Here is a 17,241-nt window from a genome sequence, read left to right on the forward strand (position 1 = left end):
ACCTGGATGTGTGGTCTTACAAAAAGCACAGTGAAAGGAGGAAATCCGATGCCTACAATTAATCAATTGGTCCGTAAACCTCGTCAATCGAAATCGGACACTTCCAAGGCACCAGCACTCGGAAAAAGCTATAACAGCTTCAAAAAGTCGATGACAAATGTCAACTCGCCACAAAAAAGAGGTGTTTGTACTCGTGTGGGTACAATGACTCCGAAGAAACCGAACTCGGCTCTTCGTAAATATGCGCGTGTTCGTTTGACAAACACTCTAGAAGTGAACGCATATATCCCTGGTGAAGGCCACAACCTTCAAGAGCACAGCGTTGTTCTTATCCGCGGAGGACGTGTAAAAGACTTACCGGGTGTTCGTTACCACATCGTACGTGGAGCGCTTGATACTGCTGGTGTTACTGGCCGTATGCAAAGCCGTTCACAATACGGTGCGAAAAAACCTAAAGAAAAGAAAAACTAATAACGAAATGATTATTTCGAAAGGAGGAAAACAATATGCCTCGTAAAGGTCCTGTTGCAAAACGCGACGTATTACCGGATCCGATTTACAATTCCAAGCTTGTCACTCGTCTTATCAACAAAATGATGGTAGACGGTAAAAAAGGTACATCACAAAAAATCCTCTATGGTGCGTTTGAACTTGTTAAAGAACGTTCTGGTAAAGATCCTATTGAAGTATTTGAAGCAGCATTGAACAATGTTATGCCTGTACTTGAAGTACGTGCTCGCCGTGTCGGTGGTGCGAACTACCAAGTTCCAGTCGAAGTTCGTCCTGAACGTCGTACAACTCTCGGATTGCGTTACCTTGTGAACTACTCCCGCACACGTGGTGAGAAAACAATGGAAGAGCGTCTTGCGAATGAAATCCTTGATGCTTCCAACAACACAGGTGCATCTGTGAAACGCCGTGAAGAAATGCACAAGATGGCAGAAGCGAACAAAGCATTCGCTCACTATCGTTGGTAAGATCGGACGTTTTACCTTTATTCAGCAGAAACTGCCACCGCTATATATAGCGTTATCCATGCAATTTTGTATACTGCTAAGCGGATGTTATAATGCTGAACAAAGATAAAAGCCTCCGGCGGATGTCACGGATTTTTTAGGCGAGTTTTCGAACTCGCTCGAAAAAATCCCGACGCAATCACGCCGAGGCGTGATTGATTGACACCTTAATCCGAAACGGAAGGAGTTATACAAAATGGCTAGAGAGTTCTCCTTAGAGAATACTCGTAACATTGGTATCATGGCTCACATCGACGCCGGAAAGACGACGACGACCGAGCGGATCCTTTTTTACACAGGTAAGATCCATAAGATTGGAGAAACACACGAAGGGGCTTCCCAAATGGACTGGATGGAGCAGGAGCAAGAGCGTGGAATCACGATCACTTCCGCTGCAACAACAGCTTCTTGGAAAGGCCACCGTGTAAACATCATCGATACTCCAGGACACGTAGACTTCACAGTTGAAGTTGAACGTTCACTTCGCGTATTAGATGGTGCTGTTACAGTTCTTGACGCTCAATCGGGTGTTGAACCACAAACAGAAACAGTTTGGCGCCAAGCGACAAACTATAAAGTTCCACGTCTTGTTTTCGTAAACAAGATGGATAAAACAGGTGCAGACTTCCTTTACTCTGTAGGCACTCTTCATGACCGTCTACAAGCGAATGCTCACCCGATTCAACTTCCGATCGGTTCCGAAGATTCATTCAGCGGAATCATCGACCTCGTTGAAATGAAAGCAACTATGTACGGTAATGACCTCGGAACGGACACAACAATTGAAGAAATTCCGGAAGAATACCGTGCGCAAGCTGAAGAGTACCGTGAGAAATTGGTCGAAGCGATCGTAGACTTCGATGAAGATCTAATGGAAAAATACCTCGGCGGCGAAGAGCTTACAGTAGATGAGATTAAAACTGCAATCCGTAAAGCGACACTTGCGGTAGAATTCTACCCTGTTGTTTGCGGTACTGCGTTCAAAAACAAAGGTGTTCAATTAGTCCTCGACGCAGTTGTTGACTACTTGCCATCTCCGATCGATATCCCACCAATGATGGGTATCAATCCGGATACAGAAGAAGAAGAAGAGCGTCATTCCAGCGACGAAGAGCCATTCTCTGCTCTAGCGTTCAAAGTTATGACAGACCCTTATGTTGGTAAGCTTACATTCTTCCGTGTTTATTCCGGAGTTCTTCAATCGGGTTCATATGTACAGAACTCGACAAAAGGCAAGCGTGAGCGTGTAGGACGTATCCTACAAATGCACGCAAACTCCCGTGAAGAAATCGCTGAAGTTCATGCTGGTGAAATCGCAGCAGCAGTTGGTTTGAAAGACACTGGAACAGGTGACACGCTTTGTGACGACAAAGCACCAATCATCCTTGAGTCCATGGAATTCCCAGAACCGGTTATCTCTGTTGCAATTGAACCGAAGACAAAAGGCGACCAGGACAAGATGGGTACAGCTCTTGCGAAACTTCAAGAAGAAGACCCGACTTTCCGTGCACATACTGACCAAGAAACAGGAGAAGTTATCATCGCAGGTATGGGTGAGCTTCACCTCGACATTATCGTTGACCGCTTGAGACGTGAGTTTAAAGTAGAAGCGAATGTCGGAGCGCCACAAGTATCTTATCGTGAAACATTCCGTAGCGCTGCGGAAGTTGAAGGTAAGTTCGTACGCCAATCTGGTGGTCGTGGTCAATACGGTCACGTTTGGATCGAATTCTCTCCAAACGAAGAAGGAAAAGGTTTCGAATTCCAAAACGCTATCGTCGGTGGTGTCGTTCCTCGTGAATACATTCCATCCGTTGAAGCAGGTCTTCGCGATTCCTTAAACAATGGTGTTCTTGCTGGTTATCCGTTGATCGACGTAAAAGCTCGTCTATTCGATGGTTCTTACCATGACGTCGACTCCAATGAGATGGCGTTCAAGATCGCTGCTTCCATGGCACTTAAAAATGCTGCTGCAAAATGTAACCCAGCACTTCTTGAGCCGATGATGAAAGTTGAAGTCATCATTCCTGAAGAATACCTAGGCGATATCATGGGTGATATTACATCACGTCGTGGTCGCGTTGAAGGTATGGACGCTCGCGGTAACGCACAAGTTGTTCGTGCAATGGTTCCACTTGCAGAAATGTTCGGTTATGCAACTTCACTTCGTTCGAACACACAAGGTCGTGGAGTATTCTCTATGACATTCGATCACTATGAAGATGTTCCGAAATCAATTGCAGAAGAAGTTATCAAGAAAAATAAAGGTGAATAATTAAACTTCATCCTTGTTTCCATCATTGATTACTTGTAAGATATGGATAGTTGGAGGGAACAATTTCTCCAGCATCCATGCTTATAAAAAATAAAACATTCATATTTTTAAGGAGGAATTCCACAATGGGTAAAGAGAAATTCGATCGCTCCAAGGAGCATGCTAACGTTGGTACAATCGGTCACGTTGACCATGGTAAAACAACTTTGACTGCTGCAATCGCAACAGTTCTTTCAAAAAGAATGGGTGGAGAAGCGAAATCTTACGCTGACGTAGATAACGCACCAGAAGAAAAAGAGCGTGGTATCACGATCAATACTTCACACATCGAGTATGAAACTGACAAGCGTCACTACGCGCACGTTGACTGCCCAGGTCACGCTGACTACGTTAAAAACATGATCACTGGTGCAGCACAAATGGACGGCGGAATCCTAGTTGTATCTGCAGCTGACGGCCCAATGCCACAAACTCGTGAGCACATCCTTCTTTCTCGTCAAGTAGGTGTTCCTTACCTAGTTGTATTCATGAACAAATGTGACATGGTTGACGACGAAGAGCTTCTTGAGCTTGTTGAAATGGAAATCCGTGACCTTCTTTCTGAGTATGAGTTCCCTGGCGACGACATTCCTGTCATCAAAGGTTCTGCTCTTAAAGCACTTGAAGGTGAAGCAGAATGGGAAGAAAAAATCGTTGAGCTTATGAACGCTGTTGACGAATACATCCCAACACCACCACGTGACACTGACAAACCATTCATGATGCCAGTTGAGGACGTATTCTCAATCACAGGCCGTGGTACAGTTGCTACTGGACGTGTTGAGCGCGGACAAGTTAAAGTCGGTGACGTTGTTGACATCATCGGTTTGACTGAAGAACCAAAATCAACTACTGTAACAGGTGTTGAAATGTTCCGTAAGCTTCTTGACTATGCAGAAGCTGGAGACAACATCGGTGCACTTCTTCGTGGGGTAGCTCGTGAAGACATCGAACGTGGTCAAGTACTTGCAAAACCAGGTACAATCACACCACACACAAGATTCAAATCAGAAGTTTATGTTCTTTCAAAAGAAGAAGGTGGACGTCACACTCCATTCTTCTCTAACTACCGCCCACAGTTCTACTTCCGTACAACTGACGTAACTGGAATCATCTCTCTTCCAGAAGGCGTAGAAATGGTTATGCCTGGCGACAACGTTGAAATGACAGTTGAACTTATCGCTCCAATCGCGATTGAAGAAGGTACTAAATTCTCAATCCGTGAAGGTGGACGTACAGTAGGCGCTGGCGTTGTAGCTACAATCGAAAAGTAATAAACTTTTAAATCCCGCACTCGTGCGGGATTTTTTAATTGGATAGCCATTTTGCTAGTGTCAATGACATTTGGCACAATACGATGTTGTGACGATCGTGGATTGTGGCCGCGTTCAAAACAGACCTCCGAGCGCTCAAAGCCGGCCGTTCCGCGCTCAAGAAGTCGTTATCGCGCTCAAGAAATCGCTCCCGCGCTCAAAGAAACGACTGCTGCGCTCAAAGCCGGCCGTTCTGCGCTCAAGAAGTCGTTATCGCGCTCAAGAGATCGCTCCGAGCGCTCAGAACAAGCAAACTTTAAAATGGTATCCTTTATTAATAATTAATTTTCATAACATTTTAGATATCCAAGGAGTCATTTAGACTCCACAAGCCACGCAATCACAAAAAGCTGCACACTTCGCGAAAAACCTCACTATTTTTCATGTAAAATCCTACAAAACAGTTGAATTATAAGCAACATCCTATTATAATTAAAAAGCTGAGAAAAGAATTTCGCGAAAAGGGTTGCGAGATTCTTTTTCCTTGTGTATAATGTTGAATGTTGGTCTTTGACTGCGATGAAGCGGGAGGTTGCCGACACACCCGGCCGCTTTGCCATGGCACGTGTGTGGGAAATTTCCGTGGAGAATGTCTAGAAAATAGGCGAGAAGGAGGGAAAGTAATGGCAAAACAGAAGATTCGTATCCGTTTAAAAGCATATGATCACAGAATTCTTGATCAGTCAGCTGAAAAAATCGTAGAAACAGCAAAACGTTCAGGTGCAAGCGTATCAGGTCCGATACCACTTCCAACTGAAAGATCTGTTTATACAATTCTTCGTGCGGTACATAAGTACAAAGATTCGCGCGAGCAGTTCGAAATGCGTACGCATAAACGTCTTATCGATATCGTCAACCCGACACCACAAACTGTCGATGCATTGATGAAACTCGATTTACCATCTGGCGTTGACATTGAAATCAAACTTTAATCGATAAAATAAAACTAATTAATTCAGGAGGTGTGACAAATGACCAAAGGAATCTTAGGGAGAAAAGTCGGCATGACGCAAATTTTTGCTGAAAACGGCGATCTCATTCCAGTGACTGTGATTGAAGCTGCTCCAAACGTTGTTCTTCAAAAGAAGACAAACGAAACGGACGGCTACGAAGCAATCCAGCTTGGATTCGACGACAAACGTGAGAAGCTTGCAAACAAACCTGAAAAAGGACACGTTGCAAAAGCTGAAACGGCACCTAAGCGCTTCATTCGCGAATTCCGCGGAGTAGACGTAGCTGGGTATGAAGTTGGTCAGGAAGTCAAAGTCGATACATTCGCAGAAGGCGATATCGTCGATATTACAGGAGTATCAAAAGGTAAAGGGTTCCAAGGTGTTATCAAACGCCACGGATTCTCACGCGGACCAATGAGTCACGGTTCTCGTTTCCACCGTGCACCAGGTTCACTAGGTGCGGTTGACGGACAACGTGTATTCAAAGGTAAAAAATTGCCAGGACGTACTGGTGGAGACACTGTTACGATCCAAAACCTTGAAATCGTACGAGTTGACGCTGAGCGTAACTTGTTGCTAGTAAAAGGTAACGTTCCAGGAGCACGCAAATCACTTATCACAGTGAAAAGCGCAATCAAAGGGAACTAATTCTTAAAGGAAGGAGGAAACAAAAATGCCTAAAGTATCCGTACTAAGTCAGACAGGTTCTTCAGTTGGCGATATCGAATTGAACGAAGCGATCTTCGGAATCGAACCAAATGAAGCTGTCCTATTCGAAGCATTGGTTCAACAACGCGCATCTTTGCGTCAAGGTAACCATAAAGTAAAAACTCGTGCAGAAGTTGCTGGCGGTGGTCGTAAACCATGGCGCCAAAAAGGAACTGGACGTGCTCGTCAAGGGTCGATCCGTTCACCACAATGGCGTGGAGGCGGTATCGTATTCGGTCCGACTCAAAGAAGCTACAGCTACAAGCTTCCTAAAAAAGTTCGTCGTTTAGCTCTTCTTTCAGCGCTTTCAACAAAAGTGCGCGATGAAGAAATCATCGTATTGGACGCTCTAACATTCGAAGCTCCAAAAACAAAAGAATTCACGAAGGTCCTTACAGATCTTTCAATCGATAAAAAAGCATTGTTCGTAACAGCTGACCTTGATGAAGCAGTGGCATTGTCCGCTCGTAACATCCCTGGAATCAGCGTCGTTACAGCAAACGGCATCAACGTTCTCGACATCGTCGCTCATGACAAACTCGTCGTTACAAAAGATGCAGTTCAAAAAATTGAGGAGGTGCTTGGTTAATGGAAGCACGTGATGTACTAAAACGTCCGGTCATTACCGAGCGTTCTTCAGAACAAATGGAACTCAAAAAATACACTTTCGAAGTTGATACTCGCGCTAACAAAACACATGTGAAGCAAGCTATCGAAGAAATCTTCGGAGTGAAAGTTGAAAAAGTCAACGTACAGAACTACAAAGGTAAGTTCAAACGTATGGGCAAACATGCTGGTTACACAAACAAACGCCGCAAAGCGATCGTAACTTTGACTGCTGATTCAAAAGACATCGAACTTTTCGAAATGTAATTAACTCGTAAATAAACGAAGGAGGGAACACCAATGGCGATTAAGAAATACAAACCTACCTCCAACGGACGTCGTAATATGACTACTTCAGACTTCTCTGCTATTACAACAGATAAGCCGGAAAAATCATTGCTTGAACCACTTAAGCGTAAAGGCGGACGTAACAACCAAGGTAGGATGACTGTTCGTCACCAAGGTGGAGGCCATAAGCGCCAATACCGTGTCATCGACTTCCAACGTCGGAAAGATGGCATTCCAGGACGCGTTGCTACGATCGAATACGATCCAAACCGTTCTGCAAATATCGCCCTAATCAACTATGCTGATGGGGAGAAACGTTACATCCTTGCACCAAAAGGATTGGAAGTGGGCATGACTGTTATGTCAGGACCTGAAGCGGACATCCGCGTAGGGAACTCTCTTCCACTTGAAAACATTCCAATGGGTTCTACAATCCATAACATCGAATTGAAACCTGGTAAAGGTGGACAATTGGTGCGTTCTGCTGGTACATCCGCGCAATTGCTTGGACGTGAAGGCAAATACGTAATCATCCGTCTACAATCAGGAGAAGTTCGTATGATCCTATCAACTTGCCGCGCAACAATCGGTCAAGTAGGTAACGAACAACACGAATTGATTAACATCGGTAAAGCAGGTCGTTCACGCTGGATGGGCAAACGTCCAACTGTACGTGGATCTGTCATGAACCCTAACGATCACCCACACGGTGGTGGTGAAGGACGTACTCCAATCGGCCGTCCGAGCCCAGTTACACCTTGGGGTAAACCAGCTCTTGGTTACAAAACTCGTAAGAAAAACAACAAATCCGACAAACTTATCGTTCGTCGCCGTAAAAAATAATGTGATGACACTGCGGTTCGGTGAGTGGACCGTAGTACAATCATCACGGAGGGAGGTTTTTCCATGGGCCGCAGCTTGAAAAAAGGACCTTTTGCAGATGATCATCTAATGAAAAAGGTCGACGCTCAAAAAGATGCACAAAAGAAACAGGTCATTAAAACTTGGTCTCGCCGTTCCACAATCTTCCCATCCTTCATCGGATTGACGATTGCTGTATACGACGGACGTAAGCACGTACCTGTCTATGTGACTGAAGATATGGTTGGTCACAAACTCGGTGAATTCGTACCTACGCGCACATACAAAGGTCATGGCGCTGACGATAAGAAAACTAGACGTTAATTGAGAGGAGGTTAATCTGATGCAACAAGCAAAAGCTACTGCCCGCACAGTCCGTATTGCTCCTCGCAAAGTCCGTTTGGTCGTTGATCTTATCCGGGGCAAGAAAATCGGTGAAGCTGTCGCGATTCTACGCCTGACGCCGAAAGCGGCATCTCCGGTTGTAGAAAAAGTATTGAAATCAGCAATCGCAAATGCTGAACACAACTATGAAATGGATGTTGAGAACATGATCGTCAGCGAAGTATTCGTTGATGAAGGTCCAACAATGAAACGTTTCCGTCCACGTGCACAAGGTCGTGCAAGTGCGATCAACAAACGTACTAGCCACATTACAGTAGTGGTATCCGAAAAGAAGGAGGGGTAATTCGTGGGTCAAAAAGTACATCCTAATGGTTTGCGGGTTGGCATCATTCGTGATTGGGATTCGAAATGGTATGCAGAAAAAGACTATGCGAACCTTCTACACGAAGACTTGAAAATCCGTGAGTACATCGAAAAACGCCTAGTTGACGCTGCAGTTTCCAAAGTGGAAATCGAGCGTGCTGCAAAGCGTGTCAATATTACAATCCACACTGCGAAGCCGGGCATGGTGATCGGTAAAGGCGGTTCTGAAGTTGAAGCACTTCGTAAATCGTTGAACGATATCACTGGCAAGCGTGTACACATCAACATCGTAGAAATCAAACGTGCTGACCTTGACGCGAAATTGGTTGCAGAATCAATCGCACGTCAATTGGAAAGCCGTGTATCATTCCGTCGTGCTCAAAAACAAGCAATTCAACGTACGATCCGTTCTGGTGCAAAAGGAATCAAAACACAAGTATCCGGACGTCTTGGCGGTGCTGACATCGCTCGTGCGGAACACTACAGTGAAGGTACTGTTCCTCTTCATACATTACGTGCAGACATTGATTATGCACACGCAGAAGCTGACACTACATATGGTAAGCTTGGCGTAAAAGTATGGATTTACCGGGGAGAAGTCCTTCCAGTGAAGAAGAACTCTGAGGAAGGAGGCAACTAATTATGTTAATGCCTAAACGCGTTAAATATCGTCGTGTGTTCCGTGGTAAAATGCGCGGAGCTACAAAAGGCGGAGCATCTGTTCAATTCGGTCAGTTTGGCCTACAAGCGACTGAGTCAGGTTGGATCACTAACCGTCAAATCGAATCTGCTCGTATCGCAATGACACGTTACATGAAACGTGGCGGTAAAGTATGGATCAACATCTTCCCACATAAGCCATATACGAAAAAGCCTCTTGAAGTCCGGATGGGTTCCGGTAAAGGTGCTGTAGAAGGCTGGGTAGCAGTAGTAAAACCAGGTCGTGTAATGTTTGAAATCGCAGGTGTGTCTGAAGAGGTTGCCCGTGAAGCACTTCGTCTCGCATCTCACAAACTGCCCGTGAAGAGCAAGTTTGTAAAACGTGAAGAAATTGGTGGTGAATCTAATGAAAGCTAAAGAAATCCGTGACTTAACAACTGCAGAAATCGAGCAAAAAGTGAAATCACTGAAAGAAGAGCTTTTCAACCTTCGCTTCCAATTAGCGACAGGACAATTAGAAAACACTGCACGCATCCGTGAAGTTCGCAAATCGATTGCGCGCATGAAAACTGTAATACGTCAAAGAGAGATCAGTGCAAATAACTGATGAAGGAGGTTGCAGCCATGACTGAGCGTAACCAGCGCAAGGTATATACAGGCCGTGTAGTATCCGACAAAATGGATAAAACGGTTACCGTAATGGTAGAGACACACAAAAAGCACTCTTTATACGGCAAACGTGTAAAGTATTCGAAGAAATTCAAGGCCCATGATGAATTGAATGAAGCGAAAATCGGCGATGTAGTTCGCATTATGGAAACACGTCCACTTTCAGCTACAAAGCGTTTCCGCCTCATCGAAGTAGTCGAAAAAGCGGTCATCATCTAATAACGTTCGGAAAGTAAATTCCGAGAGGAGGTAGCCTCAATGATTCAACAAGAGAGCCGTATGAAAGTTGCCGATAACTCAGGAGCACGTGAAGTTCTAACAATTAAAGTGCTTGGCGGAACAGGCCGTAAAACTGCAAATATCGGTGACATCGTTGTTGTAACAGTGAAAAAAGCAACACCAGGTGGCGTTGTCAAGAAAGGCGACGTTGTCAAAGCAGTTATCGTTCGTACAAAGAGCGGAGTGCGTCGTAAAGATGGCTCCTACATTACGTTCGACGAAAACGCATGTGTTATCATCCGTGATGACAAGAGCCCACGTGGAACACGTATTTTCGGACCAGTTGCACGCGAATTGCGCGACAGCAACTTCATGAAGATCATTTCCCTAGCTCCAGAAGTTCTTTAATCACATGACAGTGCCAATCAAGGAGGTGCGATGAAATGCACGTTAAAAAAGGCGATAAAGTTATGGTCATCACCGGAAAAGATAAAGGTAAGACCGGAGTAATCTTAGCTGCTTTCCCTAAAAAGGATCGCGTACTTGTGGAAGGCGTCAACATTGTAAAAAAACATACGAAGCCTAACCAAGCGAATCCTCAAGGCGGAATCGTCAGCCAAGAGGCAGCTATCCATGTATCCAACGTCATGCCAATCGATCCTAAAACAGGTGAGCCTACTCGCGTAGGATATAAATTCGAAGATGGCAAAAAGATTCGTATTGCTAAAAAATCCGGTGAAGCGCTGGATAAATGAGTAATGGATGAAAGGAGGTCCAACTGATGAGCCGTTTAAAAGAAAAGTTTTCGAAAGAAATCACACCTGCTCTCATGAGCAAGTTTGAATATACTTCAGTAATGCAAGTACCAAAAGTAGAGAAAATCGTCATCAACATGGGTGTTGGTGATGCTGTTCAAAACTCTAAAGCGCTAGATGCAGCGGTAGAAGATCTAACTATTATTTCAGGTCAAAAGCCGGTTGTAACAAAAGCGAAAAAGTCAATCGCCGGATTCCGTCTTCGTGAAGGAATGCCGATCGGTGCGAAGGTAACACTACGCGGCGAGCGCATGTATGAATTCCTGGACAAGCTGATCTCAGTTTCACTTCCACGTGTTCGTGACTTCCGAGGTGTTTCGAAGAAAGCATTCGATGGTCGCGGTAACTACACACTTGGTGTGAAAGAACAGCTAATTTTCCCTGAAATTGACTACGATAAAGTATCTAAAGTACGAGGAATGGATATCGTCATCGTTACGACTGCTAACTCCGATGAAGAAGCACGCGAGTTGCTAACGCAGTTCGGCATGCCGTTCCAAAAGTAAACTAAAGGGAGGCGAAAACGTGGCTAAGAAATCAATGATCGTTAAACAGAAACGTACTCCAAAGTTCAAAGTTCAAGAATATACACGTTGCGAGCGCTGTGGTCGTCCGCACTCCGTATATCGTAAATTTAAACTTTGCCGTATTTGTTTCCGAGAACTCGCATATAAGGGACAAATTCCTGGCGTTAAAAAAGCTAGTTGGTAATCCCCTAACTTGGGAAGGAGGTTAATGGAATGACAATGAGTGATCCTATCGCAGATATGCTTACACGCATCCGTAACGCGAACATGGTTCGTCACGAGAAGCTTGAGGTACCTGCTTCAAACATGAAAAGAGAAATCGCTGAAATCTTGAAACGCGAAGGTTTCGTACGCGATGTTGAATATGTGGAAGATAGCAAACAAGGCATTATCCGCATTTTCCTTAAATATGGTCAAAACAACGAGCGTGTTATCACTGGTCTTAAACGTATCTCAAAACCTGGTCTTCGTGTTTATGCAAAAACAAATGAAGTTCCTAAAGTTTTGAATGGCCTTGGTATCGCCCTTGTATCCACGTCAAACGGTCTCCTTACTGATAAGGAAGCTCGTGCAAAACAAGTAGGCGGAGAAGTCGTCGCTTACGTTTGGTAATCTGTAACAATTGAATGGAGGTGCAATGGAATGTCCCGAATTGGTAAACGCCCGATCGAGGTTCCTGAAAACGTGACAGTTACTATCGCTGATAATAACGTTGTTACTGTTAAAGGCCCGAAAGGCGAACTTACAAATACATTTAATGCTGATATTAAAATCGAGCAAGAAGGCAACATCATCACTTTGACTCGCCCGTCTGACTCGAAAGAACACCGTTCCATCCACGGAACAACTCGTTCCCTTCTTGATAACATGGTAACTGGTGTGTCAAAAGGTTTCGAACGTACTCTTGAACTTGTTGGGGTTGGGTATCGTGCTCAGCTTCAAGGCAATAAACTCGTATTGAACGTAGGGTACTCTCACCCGGTTGAATTCACACCGGAAGATGGAGTTGAAGTTGAAGTTCCTGCAAATACGAAAATCATCGTTCGCGGTATCAATAAAGAGCGCGTCGGTGCTTTGGCGTCGAACATTCGTAAAGTACGTCCACCTGAACCGTATAAAGGAAAAGGTATTAAGTACGAAGGCGAACAAATCCGTCGTAAAGAAGGAAAAACAGGTAAATAATGCCGCGTAAAGGCATTCGGAAGGAGTGACCACGATGATCACGAAACAAGATAAGAACGCTGTCCGCAAAAAACGTCACGCACGTGTTCGTACGAAAATCAGCGGATCTCCAGCGCGTCCACGCTTGAATGTTTATCGTTCAAACAAACATATCTATGCACAACTAATCGACGATGTGAATGGCGTTACGATTGCAAGTGCTTCCACTATGGATAAAGGGTTCGAATTGGACTCTAAAGCGAATGCTGAAGCAGCAGCTAAAGTCGGCGAGATGATCGCGAAGAAAGCCGTTGAAAAGGATGTCAAATCGGTTGTTTTCGACCGTGGCGGATACCTATTCCATGGCCGTGTGAAAGCTCTTGCAGACGCAGCACGCGAAAATGGACTGGAATTTTAATTAAGAAGGAGGGACATATTTCATGCGTCGTAATGATCAGAATAGAAGTGAATTCGAAGAACGCGTAGTAACGATCAACCGCGTAGCGAAAGTGGTAAAGGGTGGACGTCGTTTCCGCTTCACAGCACTTGTCGTTGTCGGAGATAAAAACGGCCGCGTCGGTTTTGGAACAGGGAAAGCGCAAGAGGTTCCTGATGCAATCCGTAAAGCTATCGAAGATGCGAAGAAAAACTTGATCGAAGTGCCAATGGTTAAAGGAACGACTCCACACGAAATTATCGGACGTTTCGGTGCAGGACAAATCCTCATCAAACCGGCAGCACCTGGTACAGGAGTAATCGCCGGAGGACCTGTCCGTGCGGTACTTGAACTTGCAGGAATCACGGATATCCTTTCAAAATCCCTAGGATCAAGCACACCAATCAACATGGTTCGTGCAACAATTGAAGGGTTGAAGAGTTTGAAACGCGCTGAAGAGGTTGCTAAATTGCGCGGCAAATCCGTTGAAGAACTGTTAGGTTAAGGGGGGAAACACAATGGCAAATAAACTTGAAATCACCCTTACGAAAAGTGTAATCGGCGCTAAGCCGGCACAACGTAAAACAGTTGAAGCTCTCGGTCTGCGTAAATTGAATCAGACAGTTGAACATCAAGACAACGTAGCAATTCGTGGCATGATCAGCAAGGTTAGCCACTTGGTCACTGTTAAAGAACAATAATGCACATTTTCGAAATAAGGAGGTGCCGATAAGATGAAATTACACGATATGAAGCCAGCTGAAGGCGCACGTAAAGCACGTAAACGCATTGGTCGTGGAATCGGTTCCGGTACAGGTAAAACTTCCGGTAAAGGTCATAAAGGTCAAAACGCTCGTTCCGGCGGCGGTGTTCGTCTTGGATTCGAAGGTGGTCAAATTCCACTTTTCCAACGACTTCCGAAGCGTGGATTTACGAACATCAATCGTAAAGAATATGCGATCGTGAACTTGGATGTACTTAACCGTTTTGACGAAGGTACTGAAGTTACGCCTGAATTGCTAATTGAAACTGGAATCGTGAGCAATGAAAAATCAGGAATTAAGATTCTTGGAAATGGGACTCTTGAGAAAAAGATTACTGTCAAAGCTCATAAATTCTCAGCTTCTGCTAAAGAGGCTATCGAGAAAGCGGGCGGGCAAGCAGAGGTGATTTAATGTTTCAGACAATCTCCAACTTTATGCGCGTTAGAGATATTAGGTCTAAAATCATTTTCACACTATTAGTGCTCATCGTATTTAGACTCGGCACATTCGTCCCAGTCCCTAACGTTGACGCAACGGCTTTGCAACAATCAAACAACCAATTCATTGGATTTCTAAACATATTCGGCGGTGGCGCTTTAGCGCAGTTCTCCATTTTTGCAATGGGAATCATGCCTTACATCACCGCTTCCATCATCGTGCAATTATTGCAGATGGATGTCGTTCCGAAATTCACTGAATGGGCGAAGCAAGGGGACGTCGGAAGACGAAAGCTTGCTCAATTCACAAGATATTTCACAGTCGTCCTCGCTTTCATTCAAGCGATCGCCATGTCATTCGGTTTTAACCAAATGTTCGGCGGTACGCTCATAGTAGGCGAAGGTATTTCCACTTATGTGATGATTGCGATTGTCTTGACTGCCGGTACATCATTCCTGCTTTGGCTTGGTGAGCAGATCACCGCAAAAGGAGTCGGTAATGGTATTTCCATTATCATCTTCGCGGGTATCGTCGCAGCTATTCCAAACGCAGTGAACCAACTGTATGCAACACAAATTCAAGATGCGGGAGATGCTTTGTTCATTCGCCTTGCTATGATGGCATTATTGTTGATCGTAATTATTGCGATCATCGTCGGAGTTGTTTACGTACAAGAAGCGCTCCGTAAAATTCCAATTCAGTATGCAAAACGTATGACAGGTCGTCAACAGACTACGGCCGCACAACAAACGCACTTACCATTGAAATTGAATGCTGCAGGGGTAATCCCGGTAATCTTTGCTGTGGCATTTTTCATTACACCTCAGCAAATCGCTACATTTTTCGGCGAAAACAGCGTAACGAAGTTCATTACTCGAACGTTCGATTACAATGAACCGATCGGAATGATTCTTTATGTAGCATTAATCCTTGCTTTCACATATTTCTATGCATTCATTCAGGTGAATCCGGAAAATATGGCAGACAATCTGAAAAAGCAAGGTGCGTATATCCCGGGCATTCGTCCAGGGCAGAATACGCAAAATTATTTAACAAGCACTTTGTATAGACTGACTTTCGTTGGCTCGATCTTCCTTGCCGTCGTAGCAGTCATGCCGATTTTCTTCATCAATTTGGCGAACCTTCCACAGTCCGCTCAAATCGGAGGAACTAGCTTGCTCATCGTCGTCGGGGTTGCCCTTGAAACGATGAAACAACTTGAATCACAACTTGTGAAAAGGCATTACAAAGGGTTCATGAAATAATATTCCTAATAGGTGTACCTCTTGGTTAACTCCTGTTTTGAATAATGATGGAGGGCAAGACGTATGAATATCGTATTAATGGGTCTGCCAGGTGCCGGAAAAGGTACACAAGCAGATAAAATTGTCGAAAAGTACGAAATCCCTCATATTTCTACAGGCGATATGTTCCGTGCTGCAATTCAGGAAGGCACGGAACTTGGAGTCAAAGCAAAATCGTTCATGGATCAAGGTGCTCTTGTTCCTGATGAAGTGACAATTGGCATCGTTCGTGAACGACTAAGCAAATCCGATTGTGATAATGGATTCCTACTTGATGGGTTTCCGCGCACAGTTCCTCAAGCAGAAGCATTGGATGCATTGCTTTCGGATATGGGCCGGAAAATTGAGCATGTGCTCAACATCAAAGTAGAAAAAGATGAACTTATCGCAAGATTGACCGGTCGCAGAATTTGTAAAGTATGCGGCACGTCCTACCATTTGCAATTCAACCCGCCAAAGGTTGAAGGCAAATGCGATAAGGATGGCGGGGAACTTTATCAGCGAGCGGATGACAATCCGGAAACCGTCACGAACCGTCTGGAAGTAAATATGAATCAAACAGCACCACTATTGGCGTTTTATGACGACAAAGGCGTGTTGACGAACATAGATGGACAAAAAGACATCAATGATGTTTTCAAAGATCTGGACGCTATCTTACAAGAGAGTGGCCAGTGATCCTTTCCGGACGCAATTCATGCACGCCATATTGTGGGCAGCATCGCACTGTTGCACGGAAAGAGCGTATGATTAACGAGCTGCAAAAGCATATGGTGCCCGGTATAGGAACTGGTGATAATCCATTGGCGGCACTGTTTTGGGACGTCGTAAATGCAAATGCCTGCCGAGGTAGGTATAATGTAAAAGATGTCCGAAACTCTGTGGCAAGGATGGAACGCACCAACGGCAATCCTGTCGTTAGCGTCTTTTCCGATGCGATTTTCCACAACAAAAGTCGGGGACTGACTAACGGGAAACGAAGTGTGACAGACGTCTTTCGAACATCACTCATGCAATCCGGACATATGTTGAAGGAAGCTTTGAAGGCGACTGTTGCCGCTCGATGGTTAAGACCTTTATTGGATATAGAAGGGAGACAGGATTGATGGCGAAGGACGACGTAATTGAAGTTGAAGGTACCGTAGTCGAAACGTTGCCGAACGCAATGTTCAAGGTGGAATTGGAAAATGGTCATACGATTCTTGCACATGTTTCAGGCAAGATCCGTATGCACTTTATCCGTATCCTGCCTGGCGACAAAGTGACGATGGAACTCTCACCTTATGATTTGACACGCGGTCGTATCACATACCGTTTCAAATGAAACTTTTGCAACTCCGGAATATTGAAGGAGGTTGGGTAAGATGAAAGTAAGACCATCTGTAAAACCGATCTGCGAAAAATGTAAAGTTATTCGCAGACGCGGCCGAGTAATGGTAATCTGTGAAAATCCAAAACATAAACAAAGACAAGGCTAATAC

At 44.7% G+C, this 17,241-nt stretch carries 30 protein-coding genes; all 30 read left to right on the forward strand.

The features are described from left to right. The first annotated feature begins 48 nt into the window (after window positions 1–48). Entirely contained in the window at window positions 49–471 is a 423-nt protein-coding gene (gene rpsL / locus ACR65H_RS04490) for a 30S ribosomal protein S12 (protein ID WP_440498985.1), read from the forward strand. A 35-nt stretch (window positions 472–506) separates the two neighbouring features. Then, entirely contained in the window at window positions 507–977 is a 471-nt protein-coding gene (gene rpsG, locus ACR65H_RS04495; RefSeq protein WP_207959161.1) for a 30S ribosomal protein S7, read from the forward strand. A gap of 235 nt (window positions 978–1,212) precedes the next feature. Continuing rightward, window positions 1,213–3,291 (forward strand): elongation factor G, encoded by a 2,079-nt coding sequence (fusA, locus tag ACR65H_RS04500; RefSeq protein ID WP_440498986.1) that lies wholly within the window; start codon window positions 1,213–1,215, stop codon window positions 3,289–3,291. A gap of 125 nt (window positions 3,292–3,416) precedes the next feature. Continuing rightward, the gene (gene tuf, locus ACR65H_RS04505) at window positions 3,417–4,604 is read left to right on the forward strand and encodes an elongation factor Tu (RefSeq protein WP_440498987.1); all 1,188 of its coding nucleotides are present in this window, start codon (window positions 3,417–3,419) and stop codon (window positions 4,602–4,604) included. A gap of 662 nt (window positions 4,605–5,266) precedes the next feature. Then, entirely contained in the window at window positions 5,267–5,575 is a 309-nt protein-coding gene (gene rpsJ, locus ACR65H_RS04510; protein ID WP_042478628.1) for a 30S ribosomal protein S10, read from the forward strand. 39 nt (window positions 5,576–5,614) lie between these two features. Further along, window positions 5,615–6,244: a 50S ribosomal protein L3 gene (gene rplC / locus ACR65H_RS04515; RefSeq protein ID WP_440498988.1), complete on the forward strand. Its 630-nt coding sequence runs from the start codon at window positions 5,615–5,617 to the stop codon at window positions 6,242–6,244. Window positions 6,245–6,269: 25 nt separating this feature from the next. Then, on the forward strand, window positions 6,270–6,893 hold the full coding sequence (gene rplD, locus ACR65H_RS04520; protein ID WP_440498989.1) for a 50S ribosomal protein L4: 624 nt from the start codon (window positions 6,270–6,272) through the stop codon (window positions 6,891–6,893). Beyond that, window positions 6,893–7,177, forward strand: a complete 285-nt coding sequence (gene rplW / locus ACR65H_RS04525) for a 50S ribosomal protein L23 (RefSeq protein ID WP_440498990.1) — start codon at window positions 6,893–6,895, stop codon at window positions 7,175–7,177. The genes rplD and rplW overlap by 1 nt, the downstream gene beginning before the upstream one ends. Window positions 7,178–7,210: 33 nt before the next feature. Beyond that, complete coding sequence (gene rplB, locus ACR65H_RS04530) at window positions 7,211–8,041, forward strand: 50S ribosomal protein L2 (RefSeq protein WP_440498991.1); 831 nt, start codon at window positions 7,211–7,213, stop codon at window positions 8,039–8,041. 63 nt (window positions 8,042–8,104) lie between these two features. After that, the gene (rpsS, locus tag ACR65H_RS04535; RefSeq protein ID WP_060203421.1) at window positions 8,105–8,383 is read left to right on the forward strand and encodes a 30S ribosomal protein S19; all 279 of its coding nucleotides are present in this window, start codon (window positions 8,105–8,107) and stop codon (window positions 8,381–8,383) included. Window positions 8,384–8,402: 19 nt separating this feature from the next. Then, window positions 8,403–8,747, forward strand: a complete 345-nt coding sequence (rplV, locus tag ACR65H_RS04540; protein WP_060203423.1) for a 50S ribosomal protein L22 — start codon at window positions 8,403–8,405, stop codon at window positions 8,745–8,747. Between the two features lie 3 nt (window positions 8,748–8,750). Further along, window positions 8,751–9,407, forward strand: a complete 657-nt coding sequence (rpsC, locus tag ACR65H_RS04545; RefSeq protein WP_440498992.1) for a 30S ribosomal protein S3 — start codon at window positions 8,751–8,753, stop codon at window positions 9,405–9,407. 2 nt (window positions 9,408–9,409) lie between these two features. After that, window positions 9,410–9,844, forward strand: a complete 435-nt coding sequence (gene rplP / locus ACR65H_RS04550; RefSeq protein WP_440498993.1) for a 50S ribosomal protein L16 — start codon at window positions 9,410–9,412, stop codon at window positions 9,842–9,844. Further along, window positions 9,834–10,034: a 50S ribosomal protein L29 gene (gene rpmC, locus ACR65H_RS04555; RefSeq protein WP_009499049.1), complete on the forward strand. Its 201-nt coding sequence runs from the start codon at window positions 9,834–9,836 to the stop codon at window positions 10,032–10,034. The genes rplP and rpmC overlap by 11 nt, the downstream gene beginning before the upstream one ends. 17 nt (window positions 10,035–10,051) lie before the next feature. Beyond that, the gene (gene rpsQ, locus ACR65H_RS04560; protein WP_147057446.1) at window positions 10,052–10,315 is read left to right on the forward strand and encodes a 30S ribosomal protein S17; all 264 of its coding nucleotides are present in this window, start codon (window positions 10,052–10,054) and stop codon (window positions 10,313–10,315) included. Window positions 10,316–10,354: 39 nt separating this feature from the next. After that, the gene (gene rplN / locus ACR65H_RS04565; RefSeq protein WP_060203431.1) at window positions 10,355–10,723 is read left to right on the forward strand and encodes a 50S ribosomal protein L14; all 369 of its coding nucleotides are present in this window, start codon (window positions 10,355–10,357) and stop codon (window positions 10,721–10,723) included. Between the two features lie 35 nt (window positions 10,724–10,758). Continuing rightward, on the forward strand, window positions 10,759–11,070 hold the full coding sequence (rplX, locus tag ACR65H_RS04570) for a 50S ribosomal protein L24 (RefSeq protein WP_060203433.1): 312 nt from the start codon (window positions 10,759–10,761) through the stop codon (window positions 11,068–11,070). Between the two features lie 26 nt (window positions 11,071–11,096). Next, on the forward strand, window positions 11,097–11,636 hold the full coding sequence (gene rplE, locus ACR65H_RS04575; protein ID WP_440498994.1) for a 50S ribosomal protein L5: 540 nt from the start codon (window positions 11,097–11,099) through the stop codon (window positions 11,634–11,636). Between the two features lie 19 nt (window positions 11,637–11,655). After that, the gene (rpsN, locus tag ACR65H_RS04580; protein WP_066366377.1) at window positions 11,656–11,841 is read left to right on the forward strand and encodes a 30S ribosomal protein S14; all 186 of its coding nucleotides are present in this window, start codon (window positions 11,656–11,658) and stop codon (window positions 11,839–11,841) included. Between the two features lie 29 nt (window positions 11,842–11,870). Further along, a complete protein-coding gene (gene rpsH / locus ACR65H_RS04585; RefSeq protein ID WP_060203437.1) occupies window positions 11,871–12,269 on the forward strand; it encodes a 30S ribosomal protein S8 in 399 nt (132 codons plus the stop codon). A 30-nt stretch (window positions 12,270–12,299) separates the two neighbouring features. Continuing rightward, window positions 12,300–12,839, forward strand: coding sequence for a 50S ribosomal protein L6 (gene rplF / locus ACR65H_RS04590; protein ID WP_440498995.1), 540 nt, complete (start codon window positions 12,300–12,302; stop codon window positions 12,837–12,839). A gap of 34 nt (window positions 12,840–12,873) precedes the next feature. After that, entirely contained in the window at window positions 12,874–13,236 is a 363-nt protein-coding gene (gene rplR / locus ACR65H_RS04595) for a 50S ribosomal protein L18 (RefSeq protein WP_252504706.1), read from the forward strand. Between the two features lie 22 nt (window positions 13,237–13,258). After that, window positions 13,259–13,759, forward strand: coding sequence for a 30S ribosomal protein S5 (gene rpsE / locus ACR65H_RS04600; protein WP_440498996.1), 501 nt, complete (start codon window positions 13,259–13,261; stop codon window positions 13,757–13,759). Between the two features lie 13 nt (window positions 13,760–13,772). Continuing rightward, complete coding sequence (gene rpmD, locus ACR65H_RS04605) at window positions 13,773–13,955, forward strand: 50S ribosomal protein L30 (protein ID WP_224654333.1); 183 nt, start codon at window positions 13,773–13,775, stop codon at window positions 13,953–13,955. Window positions 13,956–13,988: 33 nt separating this feature from the next. Beyond that, window positions 13,989–14,429 carry a 50S ribosomal protein L15 gene (gene rplO, locus ACR65H_RS04610; RefSeq protein WP_060203448.1) on the forward strand — a complete coding sequence of 147 codons (441 nt, stop codon included), beginning with the start codon at window positions 13,989–13,991 and terminating at the stop codon, window positions 14,427–14,429. Next, entirely contained in the window at window positions 14,429–15,721 is a 1,293-nt protein-coding gene (secY, locus tag ACR65H_RS04615) for a preprotein translocase subunit SecY (RefSeq protein WP_440498997.1), read from the forward strand. The genes rplO and secY overlap by 1 nt, the downstream gene beginning before the upstream one ends. Before the next feature lie 63 nt (window positions 15,722–15,784). Further along, window positions 15,785–16,438: an adenylate kinase gene (locus ACR65H_RS04620; protein ID WP_440498998.1), complete on the forward strand. Its 654-nt coding sequence runs from the start codon at window positions 15,785–15,787 to the stop codon at window positions 16,436–16,438. Next, window positions 16,435–16,866 carry a hypothetical protein gene (locus ACR65H_RS04625; RefSeq protein WP_440498999.1) on the forward strand — a complete coding sequence of 144 codons (432 nt, stop codon included), beginning with the start codon at window positions 16,435–16,437 and terminating at the stop codon, window positions 16,864–16,866. The genes ACR65H_RS04620 and ACR65H_RS04625 overlap by 4 nt, the downstream gene beginning before the upstream one ends. Continuing rightward, window positions 16,866–17,084 (forward strand): translation initiation factor IF-1, encoded by a 219-nt coding sequence (infA, locus tag ACR65H_RS04630; RefSeq protein WP_060203457.1) that lies wholly within the window; start codon window positions 16,866–16,868, stop codon window positions 17,082–17,084. The genes ACR65H_RS04625 and infA overlap by 1 nt, the downstream gene beginning before the upstream one ends. A 40-nt stretch (window positions 17,085–17,124) precedes the next feature. Then, on the forward strand, window positions 17,125–17,238 hold the full coding sequence (rpmJ, locus tag ACR65H_RS04635; RefSeq protein ID WP_076758849.1) for a 50S ribosomal protein L36: 114 nt from the start codon (window positions 17,125–17,127) through the stop codon (window positions 17,236–17,238). Window positions 17,239–17,241: the final 3 nt, after the last annotated feature.

It is taken from the genome of Sporosarcina sp. SAFN-015, assembly GCF_059415085.1.

What these genes read in the sequence shown, in the direction of transcription:
- rpsS (WP_060203421.1), top strand. Translation starts at nt 8,105, where the DNA reads ATGGGCCGCAGCTTGAAAAAAGGACCTTTTGCAGATGATCATCTAATG.
- rpsQ (WP_147057446.1), top strand. Translation starts at nt 10,052, where the DNA reads ATGACTGAGCGTAACCAGCGCAAGGTATATACAGGCCGTGTAGTATCC.
- rplD (WP_440498989.1), top strand. Translation starts at nt 6,270, where the DNA reads ATGCCTAAAGTATCCGTACTAAGTCAGACAGGTTCTTCAGTTGGCGAT.
- rpmC (WP_009499049.1), top strand. Translation starts at nt 9,834, where the DNA reads ATGAAAGCTAAAGAAATCCGTGACTTAACAACTGCAGAAATCGAGCAA.
- rplW (WP_440498990.1), top strand. Translation starts at nt 6,893, where the DNA reads ATGGAAGCACGTGATGTACTAAAACGTCCGGTCATTACCGAGCGTTCT.
- rplO (WP_060203448.1), top strand. Translation starts at nt 13,989, where the DNA reads ATGAAATTACACGATATGAAGCCAGCTGAAGGCGCACGTAAAGCACGT.
- rplR (WP_252504706.1), top strand. Translation starts at nt 12,874, where the DNA reads ATGATCACGAAACAAGATAAGAACGCTGTCCGCAAAAAACGTCACGCA.
- rpsJ (WP_042478628.1), top strand. Translation starts at nt 5,267, where the DNA reads ATGGCAAAACAGAAGATTCGTATCCGTTTAAAAGCATATGATCACAGA.
- rpmJ (WP_076758849.1), top strand. Translation starts at nt 17,125, where the DNA reads ATGAAAGTAAGACCATCTGTAAAACCGATCTGCGAAAAATGTAAAGTT.
- rplN (WP_060203431.1), top strand. Translation starts at nt 10,355, where the DNA reads ATGATTCAACAAGAGAGCCGTATGAAAGTTGCCGATAACTCAGGAGCA.
- fusA (WP_440498986.1), top strand. Translation starts at nt 1,213, where the DNA reads ATGGCTAGAGAGTTCTCCTTAGAGAATACTCGTAACATTGGTATCATG.
- rpsH (WP_060203437.1), top strand. Translation starts at nt 11,871, where the DNA reads ATGACAATGAGTGATCCTATCGCAGATATGCTTACACGCATCCGTAAC.
- rpsE (WP_440498996.1), top strand. Translation starts at nt 13,259, where the DNA reads ATGCGTCGTAATGATCAGAATAGAAGTGAATTCGAAGAACGCGTAGTA.
- secY (WP_440498997.1), top strand. Translation starts at nt 14,429, where the DNA reads ATGTTTCAGACAATCTCCAACTTTATGCGCGTTAGAGATATTAGGTCT.
- rplC (WP_440498988.1), top strand. Translation starts at nt 5,615, where the DNA reads ATGACCAAAGGAATCTTAGGGAGAAAAGTCGGCATGACGCAAATTTTT.
- rpmD (WP_224654333.1), top strand. Translation starts at nt 13,773, where the DNA reads ATGGCAAATAAACTTGAAATCACCCTTACGAAAAGTGTAATCGGCGCT.
- ACR65H_RS04620 (WP_440498998.1), top strand. Translation starts at nt 15,785, where the DNA reads ATGAATATCGTATTAATGGGTCTGCCAGGTGCCGGAAAAGGTACACAA.
- rplX (WP_060203433.1), top strand. Translation starts at nt 10,759, where the DNA reads ATGCACGTTAAAAAAGGCGATAAAGTTATGGTCATCACCGGAAAAGAT.
- rplV (WP_060203423.1), top strand. Translation starts at nt 8,403, where the DNA reads ATGCAACAAGCAAAAGCTACTGCCCGCACAGTCCGTATTGCTCCTCGC.
- rpsG (WP_207959161.1), top strand. Translation starts at nt 507, where the DNA reads ATGCCTCGTAAAGGTCCTGTTGCAAAACGCGACGTATTACCGGATCCG.
- rplF (WP_440498995.1), top strand. Translation starts at nt 12,300, where the DNA reads ATGTCCCGAATTGGTAAACGCCCGATCGAGGTTCCTGAAAACGTGACA.
- rplP (WP_440498993.1), top strand. Translation starts at nt 9,410, where the DNA reads ATGTTAATGCCTAAACGCGTTAAATATCGTCGTGTGTTCCGTGGTAAA.
- tuf (WP_440498987.1), top strand. Translation starts at nt 3,417, where the DNA reads ATGGGTAAAGAGAAATTCGATCGCTCCAAGGAGCATGCTAACGTTGGT.
- rplB (WP_440498991.1), top strand. Translation starts at nt 7,211, where the DNA reads ATGGCGATTAAGAAATACAAACCTACCTCCAACGGACGTCGTAATATG.
- rplE (WP_440498994.1), top strand. Translation starts at nt 11,097, where the DNA reads ATGAGCCGTTTAAAAGAAAAGTTTTCGAAAGAAATCACACCTGCTCTC.
- infA (WP_060203457.1), top strand. Translation starts at nt 16,866, where the DNA reads ATGGCGAAGGACGACGTAATTGAAGTTGAAGGTACCGTAGTCGAAACG.
- rpsL (WP_440498985.1), top strand. Translation starts at nt 49, where the DNA reads ATGCCTACAATTAATCAATTGGTCCGTAAACCTCGTCAATCGAAATCG.